Origin of the sequence: Streptomyces sp. NPDC079141 (genome assembly GCF_040686775.1) — a bacterium.
Classification (GTDB): domain Bacteria; phylum Actinomycetota; class Actinomycetes; order Streptomycetales; family Streptomycetaceae; genus Streptomyces.
In genome coordinates this window covers 160,469-167,953 of sequence record NZ_JBFBLP010000018.1, presented here as the reverse complement: position 1 = coordinate 167,953, position 7,485 = coordinate 160,469, and the positions used below count along the sequence as shown (strand labels likewise).

Below are 7,485 nucleotides of genomic sequence, written 5' to 3'. Positions count from 1 at the left end.
TCCGAATAGTCCTTCATCGCCATCGGCGGTCTTCTCGCTTCCTCCGGATCAAGCAGATCCAGTATCAGCGTGTCCACCACTCAGGGGGAGGCCCCTGGTGCTCATCTTCTGAGCCCGCCACACACAAGCTTCTTCACACCGGCACCTTGAGCTGGACCGGCTCGGGTGCTCCGACCAGTCAATTCCCTCCATGGAAAGGTAGGACCCTCTCATGCGTGGTGCAGTGATTCACGCCCCGGGCGACATCCGCTTCGAGACCCTTGCGGACCCGAAGATCCTCAAGCCCACCGACGCGATCATCCGGACCGCGGTGACGTGTGTGTGCGGTTCGGACCTGTGGCCGTATCGGGGTGCGGAGCCGACCGAGCAGGCGCATCCGATGGGGCATGAGTACGTCGGCTTCGTGGAGGAAGTGGGGTCCGAGGTCACCGCGGTCAAGCCCGGCCAGTTCGTCGTCGGCTCCTTCGCGACCTCGGACAGCACCTGCGCGAACTGCCGCAACGGCTTCCCGTCGACTGCTTGAACCGCGAGTTCATGTCCACTTGCCAGGCCGACTACGTCCGTATCCCCAACGCCCAGGGCACCCTGGTCGCCACCGACGAGATCCCTGACGAGCGGTTCTGGCCCGGTCTGCTGGCCGTCTCGGATGTGATGGGCACGGGCTGGTGGGCTGCCGAGGCCGCCGAGGTCACGCCCGGCTCGACCGCCGTGGTGGTCGGTGACGGTGCGGTCGGCCTGTGCGGTGTGATCGCCGCGAAGGAAATGGGTGCCGAGCGCATCATCGCCATGTCGCGCCACGAGAGCCGGCAGAAGCTCGCCCGCGAGTTCGGCGCCACCGACATCGTCACCGAGCGCGGCGAGGAGGGCGTCGCCCGGATCAAGGAGCTGACCGGCGGCATCGGCGCCGACTCCGTCCTGGAGTGCGTCGGCACCGCCCAGGCCATGAGCCAGGCGCTGCACTCCACCCGGCCCGGCGGCAACGTCGGCTTCGTCGGTGTCCCCCACGAGGTCGCGATCGACGGCCAGGAACTGTTCTTCTCCCACGTCGGCCTGCGCGGCGGCCCTGCCCCCGTCCGCCGCTACCTGCCCGACCTCATCCAGCGCGTCCTGACCGGCGCCATCGACCCCGGCAAGGTCTTCGACCTCACCCTGCCCCTCGATCAGGTCGCCGCCGGCTACAAGGCCATGGACGAACGCCGGGCCATCAAAACCCTCCTCACCCCCTGACCCGACCACGCCGTGTCGACCTGAATCGGCTGACGGAGGGGCGACTTGCCCGCCTACCTGCGGCTCGGCGTGACCAGCTGGGAGCGCCTCCCTCGCCCCCACACGGAACAAGCCGCAACGAGCGAGGGACGGAGCCGAGTGCGGCGAGCACCGCGTTGTCGTATGACGCGCGAGGGGGATGCCACCTGGTGCCGTGGGGCTGGCCTCGGCCCGCTCCCGGCTCTTCAGACGTCCTTGATCTGTACGCGGTCCCCGCACAGTTTTGACCAGTCGTCACGGTCCGAGGTCAGTACGAGGACGGGCGCCGGGGAGCGGAGCGCCATCGCGGCGACGAGGGCGTCGATGGCGTACTTGTGACCGTGCAGGCCACCGGCGTCGCTCAGCAGCTGCACCGCGGTGAGGCTGTCCGCCTGGGTGACGTCCTGGACCTGGAGCCGGGAGAGCATCCAGTGCAGCCGGGCGGTATCCGTCTTTCCGTAGACGGCCTCCACCACCGTCAGAGCCGATACGAGGACCGGCACCCCTACGCGCCGAGCGGCCTCGATCCGGGTGATCATCTGGCGGTCGTTGCGCAGGAGCAGCGACAGTGCCTGGGAGTCGAGCACCAGGGACCTGGCCGCGGGCTCTTTCATGCGGCGCTGTCGTTCGACGCGTAGGGCGCCGGTGCGTCACCGAACAGTTCGCGCTGCGCCGCCTGGACTTCGGCCTCGTTCAGCAGCTCGTGCTCGGCTTCGTAGGCGGCCACGATCTCGGCGAGGCCGTCCATGGCGAGTTGATGCCGGACCGCTGCCGTCACGTACGCGGACACGCCGCGCTTGCCGGTACGCGTGCGCAGAGCACCGAGGAGTTCCGAGGGCATCGAGACGGAGATGTTCTCCGTGCCGCCAGGGCGTGGTGACTTCATGAGGACCAGTCTAGTACAGGAACTATTACATCGGGTGGAATGCTGTGCAGCCCGCATCCGGCGGCGTAGTCTCGGCGCCATTGGATCTTCTTGTACTTTGTCGCGGCTCCCGTGCTGGGATGGTGCTGGGATGCGCCTATGAACCTGCAGGTCAGGGCCTTGTGGCCGAGTTCCGCTTCAACGTCTGACGGGCTGACGCCGTGATCGGCTGAGGTGCTGGTCAGGCAGTAAACCCCAGGTCAGGGGCCAAGATCTTAGGGTCTGGCCCCTTCCTGTTTTCTCCGGCGAACTAGGGGCGCACCTGCGGCCCGGCCGGCGACCGCTACCCGGGCGGCTCGTTCGGCCTGCGGTCCGACACCGCACGGCCACGCTGCTGCACCGAATCCCCTCCGCAACAACGGAAACAGAGGCACCGGACATCGGCTGTGCCCGGCTCAGGAAGGTCCTCCTCGGCTTCCTCGCGCAAGGAACAGTCGTATGGGGAGCCCTCGTCGGCCATGTCGCCCCGTTTCCCGACGGCACGACCATGGACCTCGCCCTGGTCATCGGGGCCGACGGCGCGTGGTCGAGCACTCGACGGGCCCTCTTGGACGTCGTACCCGTCCACCTCGGGACGGCGTTCGTCGACTCGTACATCATTCACGCGGGCCCATGCCCGTACGGACAGGTCCCCCGGCGGTCGGGGGCCCGGCGGCGGGTGCTCGTGGGAGCGGCTCAGTCGGGCTGGGCGGGGGCGCGTAGTTCGACCTGGTAACCGCCCTGCGGGGTGGGTTCGGCGGTGAGGGTGCCATTGAGCAGTTCGGCGCGTTCCTTCAGGCCGATGAGGCCGTGGCAGGCGCTGGGCAGGGCGACGGACGGGCGGGTGGGGGCGGTGTTGGTGACGGTGACGCCGAAGTGGTGCGCGTCGTGCCGCAGGCGTACTTCTGCGTGGGCTCCGGGGGCGTGCTTGCGCACGTTGGTGAGGGCTTCCTGGATCGTGCGGTAGACGGTGCGCTGGGCGGTCGTGCTGATGCCGGGAGGAAGCTCTCCGGTCAGGGTCGTCTCGATGCCGCTGTTGGCGATGAGCTGCTGGAGGCCGGCAAGGGTGGGCTGGGGTGCGAGTTCGGTCTCCTTGCCGCCGGAGGCGCGGAGCAGGGTGACCATGTGGCGGAGTTCGTCGAGGGTGTCCACGCTCAGAGTGCGGATGGTGCGGGCGGCCTGGCGGGCGTCGGGGTCCTTGGCGGCGATCTGGAGGGCTCCGGCCTGTACGGCGATGAGGCTGACCTGGTGGGAGACGACGTCGTGCATCTCGCGGGCCAGCTGGGCCCGTTCGCGGGCGAGGACGGTCTGGGCGTGCAGGGTGCGTTCGTGTTCCCGGGCCTCCTCGACTTCGGCCAGCTGGCGGGCCACGTCGTGTCCGGCCTGCACGAGCTGGCCGAACAGCACGGGGGCCATGGCCGTGGCCAGCGTGTAGACGAACTGGACCAGCGTCCAGGTCCGGTCGCTGGTGAACGCGTCGGACAGGGGCCAGGCGAGGGTGCCTCCCGCCGCGTTCAGCAGGGCGCAGCCAGCCAACAGCGAGCGGTTGCGGGTGGACGCGGCCAGTGTGTACAGGGCGGTGATCGGGGCGACCGCGACGTCCATGAACAGGGTCATGGGCAGGGTCAGCAGGAAGACGGCCAGGGGAAAGCGCCTGCGCAGGAACATTGCCGCGCTGCCGAGGGCTACGCAGGCCCACACCAGGGGGGTTCCCTCGTCGTAGAGGATGATCCAGGCGTCGAGCAGGGCGAGTGCGACGAGGCCCGCGTCGACGGCCCAGGGCGGCACCCGCCGCCACGGTGCCCGGCCCGTGCTCATCGTCCGTTGTCCCGTGCCGCGTCGTCACGCCTCTCGGTGAGCAGTCCGGCCCGCTCGGCGAGCAGTGCGGCCTGGACTCGGCTGGAGACCCGCAGTTTGGTCAGGATTGAGCTGACGTGGTCCTTGACGGTGCCCGCGCTCAGATGGATGCGGGTGCCGATGTCGGCGTTGGACAGTCCTTCCGCGACCAGGACGAGGACGTCGCGCTCCCGGTCGCTGAGCAGGTTCACCCGTGCCACGTCCGCGTCCTGGGGTGCTCCCGCCCCCGGGTGACTGCGCAGCAGTGCGCGTGAGGCTTTCGGGGACATCACCACCCCGCCCGCGGCCAAGGTTCGGACCAGCTGGGCGAGTTGCTCGGGCTCGGTGTCCTTGAGCAGGAAGCCGGCGGCTCCCGAGCGCAGTGCGGTCAGGATGTACTCGTCGGTGTCGAAGGTGGTCAGCATGGCCACGTGCGGCGGTGCGGGCAGAGTCTGGATCTGCCGCAGGACGGTCAAGCCGTCCATGTCCGGCATACGGATGTCGAGGAGTACGACGTCCGGCTGCTCGCGCCGGATCACGTCGGCCGCTTGCGCCCCTTCCGCGGTCGCCACGACCTCGATGCCGTCGGACGCGTTCAGGATCATCCGGAAACCGGACCGCACCAGGGCTTCGTCGTCCACCACCACTACCCGGATCACCGGCGTCCCGCCTCACACTCGTCTGCTCTGTCCTGCATCTCGGCGGCCCGTACATCCCGCATCGGGAGCATCCGCGCTCTGTACGGTGATCGCCTGCCGCCGACGGTACGTCCGGCAGGGTACGTGGTGGCGCGATCACCAGGGACTGTGGACACCTGGCGGGCAGGCTCCAGCCGTTCGGGGGGCTCTCCGGCCCATCGGCAAGCTCCGCGCCGCTGTGCGGCGCGGCCTCATGTGCTGTTCGGGGGTGTGTACGGGGCGGTGCCGGCCGGCTCCATGGCCAGGCCCGCTGACCGGCCGGGGCGCTGGTCAGCCGGTCGGCGGGGTGGTCCCGGCCGGTCGGCGGGGGTGTCAACGCGGTCTGCCGGATGGTCCGCCTCCTGACGGCGCCGCGAGATTGTCCGTATGACACAGATACAGCCGCCGCAGGAAACTTCGGCCCCGCAGGAGAACTCGCCTCCACGGCCCGCGACCTCGCCCCCGTCCGCCGGGAAGGTCGCGGGCGGTCCCTCGACGGGACGTCTGGTCGGGGTGGATCTGGCTCGCGCGTTGGCGGTGTTCGGCATGTACATCGTGCACATCGGTCCGGCGCTGTCGGCCACGGACGGTGTCGGCACCTGGGTGCGGTATCTGGCCGACGGTCACTCGTCGGTCCTGTTCGCCACCCTCGCCGGGTTCTCGCTGATGCTGATCGCCGGCCGCCGTCAACCGAAGACCGGCCTGGCCGGCCGGCAGGCGAAGGCCCGGATCGCGATCCGCGCCCTGGTCCTGCTGGCGTTGGGCACCGTGCTGGCGATGGAGTACGGCGGTGTGATCATCCTCGGCTTCTACGGTGTGTACTTCCTCCTCGCCCTGCCCCTGCTGCGGCTGCGGGCAAGGACACTGGCGATCATCGCGGCGGGGCTCGCGCTCGTCACGCCGCAGCTGGCGTTCGTCCTGAACTCGCTGCTCAGCGAGTCCGTCCAGCAGAGCATCAACGCCTACGACCCCCTCAAGAAGCTCAGCGAGGTCGGTGTGCTCGATCTGCTGCTCACCGGCTTCTACCCGACGATCACGTGGATGTCGTTCGTGGTCGCCGGCATGGCCCTGGCCCGCCTCGACCTGTCGGCAGTCTCCGTCCAGCGGCGCCTGGCCGCGCTCGGTGCCGCCCTGACCGTCGGCGCGTACGGCCTGTCCCTGCTCCTTGCGGGCAAGGACGCGCTCAGGAGCATGGCGGAGGACGGGAAGTCGTCCGCCGGGTTCGAGAAGGCATCGTCCTTCGGCAGCGGGTCCTTCGAGCCCTACCTGTCGGCCCCGGACCTGTTGTCCGCCGGGCCGCACAGCGGCACCACGTTCGACATCATCGGCAGCGTGGGCGTCGCGATCCTCGTGATCGTGGGCGCGACGGTGCTGATGGACCGCCTGCCGCGCCTGCGCCGCCTGACGGCACCGGTCATCGCGGTGGGCACCATGTCCCTGACGGCCTACGTCGGCCACTTCGTCGTGCAGTCCATGCTCGGCGTATCGGCCGGTGAGAGCACCCAGACGTCCTGGGTGCCCGTGCTCATGTTCATCCTCGGGGCGATCGTGTTCGCCGCGGTCTGGTCCCGCTTCCTCCGCCGCGGACCGCTGGAGGCTCTGCTCAACGCCGCCACCAAGCCGGCGAAGTACGTCCGATGAGGCCCGGGCCGAGGCGGTCGGCCGTGCGGGCCGACGCCGAACGGGCCTTGTCCTCAGGCCTGATGCCGTCCTTGAGGACCGGTGCTGCGCCTGACGACGAGTTCGACCGGGACGACGGCGGAGGCCGGCGGTTCGGTGGTGCCGTCGATGCGGTCGAGGAGCAGCCGCAGGGCGAGATGGCCGATCTCGGGGAAGTCGGTTCGCACCGTACTCAGTGGCGGGAGCATGTGCGCGGCCTCGGGGATGTCGTCGTAGCCGATGACACTGACGTCGTCGGGGATGCGGCGCCCGGCCTCGTGGAAGGCGCGCAGCACCCCGAGAGCCATTTGGTCGTTGGAGACGAACACGGCGGTGACGTCCGGGTCGTGGGCCAGGGTGCGGCCGAGGGCGTAGCCGGAGTCGGCGCTCCAGTCGCCGAAGAGCGGCTCGGGAACGGGCGCCCCCGCATCGTCGAGTGTCTGCCGCCAGCTCTCCAGGCGGCGGTCGGCGGGCGTCCAGCCGGCCGGGCCTGCGATGTGGCGGACCGTGCGGTGGCCGAGGTGCAGCAGATACTCGGTGGCCATGCGGGCCCCGGCTGCGGAGTCCGCGGCAACCCAGGGGGTGCCGTCGCCGAGGTCGTTCTCCAGGACGACCAGCGGGGTGTCGATCTCGGCCTGTGCCAGCGCCCTGCCGACGCGTTCCTGCGGGGCGATGGCGATGACACCGTCGGCGCTCTCCGCGCTGAGCCGGTCGACGGCGCGCAGCACCGTGTCCCGGTCGGCGGTGTCGAGGGCGATGGAGCTGACGAGGTAACCAGCCTCCTGGGCCGCCGAGTTGATCGCGGTGAGGATGGAGGCGGGGCCGAAGCGGGCCGCGTCGAAGGAGATCACGCCGAGCATCCGGGTGCGGCCGCTGGCCAGCGAGCGCGCGCTGCGGCTGGGCCGGTAGCCGAGGGTGCGCATGGCGGCCAGGACTGCCTCACGCGTCGCGGGCCGGACCGCCGGGTGGTTGTTGAGCACCCGGGAAACCGTCTGCTTGGACACGCCCGCCAGCTTGGCCACGTCGTCCATCACCGGCCGGGTCCCGGCGAAACTGCGGCGGCTGCGCCCCCTGGCGGACGCCGTGCCGTCGGCGGGGCTTGGGGTCATGGCGGGGGAGTCCTTCGAACTTTCGGCCTGGCCTGGTCGGAGAGGCGATGTGCGC

6 protein-coding genes and 1 pseudogene are annotated in these 7,485 nt (G+C 70.0%); 2 read left to right on the top strand and 5 right to left on the bottom strand.

The window, feature by feature from the left end; translation table 11 throughout:
• Positions 1 to 211: 211 nt before the first annotated feature.
• Positions 212 to 1,227 (top strand): annotated as a pseudogene (locus AB0Q90_RS35295) (zinc-dependent alcohol dehydrogenase family protein).
• 224 nt (positions 1,228 to 1,451) lie between these two features.
• Here AB0Q90_RS35295 and AB0Q90_RS35290 read toward each other — a convergent pair.
• The 4 genes from AB0Q90_RS35290 to AB0Q90_RS35275 all read right to left on the bottom strand — a co-directional run bounded on the left by AB0Q90_RS35290 (position 1,452) and on the right by AB0Q90_RS35275 (position 4,632).
• Positions 1,452 to 1,859 carry a PIN domain-containing protein gene (locus AB0Q90_RS35290; RefSeq protein ID WP_363161882.1) on the bottom strand — a complete coding sequence of 136 codons (408 nt, stop codon included), beginning with the start codon at positions 1,857 to 1,859 and terminating at the stop codon, positions 1,452 to 1,454.
• Entirely contained in the window at positions 1,856 to 2,131 is a 276-nt protein-coding gene (locus AB0Q90_RS35285; RefSeq protein WP_363161881.1) for a hypothetical protein, read from the bottom strand. The genes AB0Q90_RS35290 and AB0Q90_RS35285 overlap by 4 nt, the downstream gene beginning before the upstream one ends.
• 714 nt (positions 2,132 to 2,845) lie before the next feature.
• On the bottom strand, positions 2,846 to 3,967 hold the full coding sequence (locus tag AB0Q90_RS35280; protein WP_363161880.1) for a histidine kinase: 1,122 nt from the start codon (positions 3,965 to 3,967) through the stop codon (positions 2,846 to 2,848).
• Positions 3,964 to 4,632, bottom strand: a complete 669-nt coding sequence (locus tag AB0Q90_RS35275) for a response regulator transcription factor (RefSeq protein ID WP_363161894.1) — start codon at positions 4,630 to 4,632, stop codon at positions 3,964 to 3,966. The genes AB0Q90_RS35280 and AB0Q90_RS35275 overlap by 4 nt, the downstream gene beginning before the upstream one ends.
• 417 nt (positions 4,633 to 5,049) lie before the next feature.
• Here AB0Q90_RS35275 and AB0Q90_RS35270 point away from each other — a divergent pair, with 417 nt between their 5' ends.
• Positions 5,050 to 6,303: a DUF418 domain-containing protein gene (locus AB0Q90_RS35270; protein ID WP_363161879.1), complete on the top strand. Its 1,254-nt coding sequence runs from the start codon at positions 5,050 to 5,052 to the stop codon at positions 6,301 to 6,303.
• 53 nt (positions 6,304 to 6,356) lie between these two features.
• Here the strand turns inward: AB0Q90_RS35270 and AB0Q90_RS35265 are convergent, their stop codons facing one another.
• Positions 6,357 to 7,430 carry a LacI family DNA-binding transcriptional regulator gene (locus AB0Q90_RS35265; RefSeq protein WP_363161878.1) on the bottom strand — a complete coding sequence of 358 codons (1,074 nt, stop codon included), beginning with the start codon at positions 7,428 to 7,430 and terminating at the stop codon, positions 6,357 to 6,359.
• Between the last annotated feature and the right edge of the window lie 55 nt (positions 7,431 to 7,485).

Excerpts from the sequence above, each read along its gene's own strand:
- AB0Q90_RS35290 (WP_363161882.1), bottom strand. The coding sequence starts at position 1,859 with ATGAAAGAGCCCGCGGCCAGGTCCCTGGTGCTCGACTCCCAGGCACTG.
- AB0Q90_RS35285 (WP_363161881.1), bottom strand. The coding sequence starts at position 2,131 with ATGAAGTCACCACGCCCTGGCGGCACGGAGAACATCTCCGTCTCGATG.
- AB0Q90_RS35280 (WP_363161880.1), bottom strand. The coding sequence starts at position 3,967 with ATGAGCACGGGCCGGGCACCGTGGCGGCGGGTGCCGCCCTGGGCCGTC.
- AB0Q90_RS35270 (WP_363161879.1), top strand. The coding sequence starts at position 5,050 with ATGACACAGATACAGCCGCCGCAGGAAACTTCGGCCCCGCAGGAGAAC.
- AB0Q90_RS35265 (WP_363161878.1), bottom strand. The coding sequence starts at position 7,430 with ATGACCCCAAGCCCCGCCGACGGCACGGCGTCCGCCAGGGGGCGCAGC.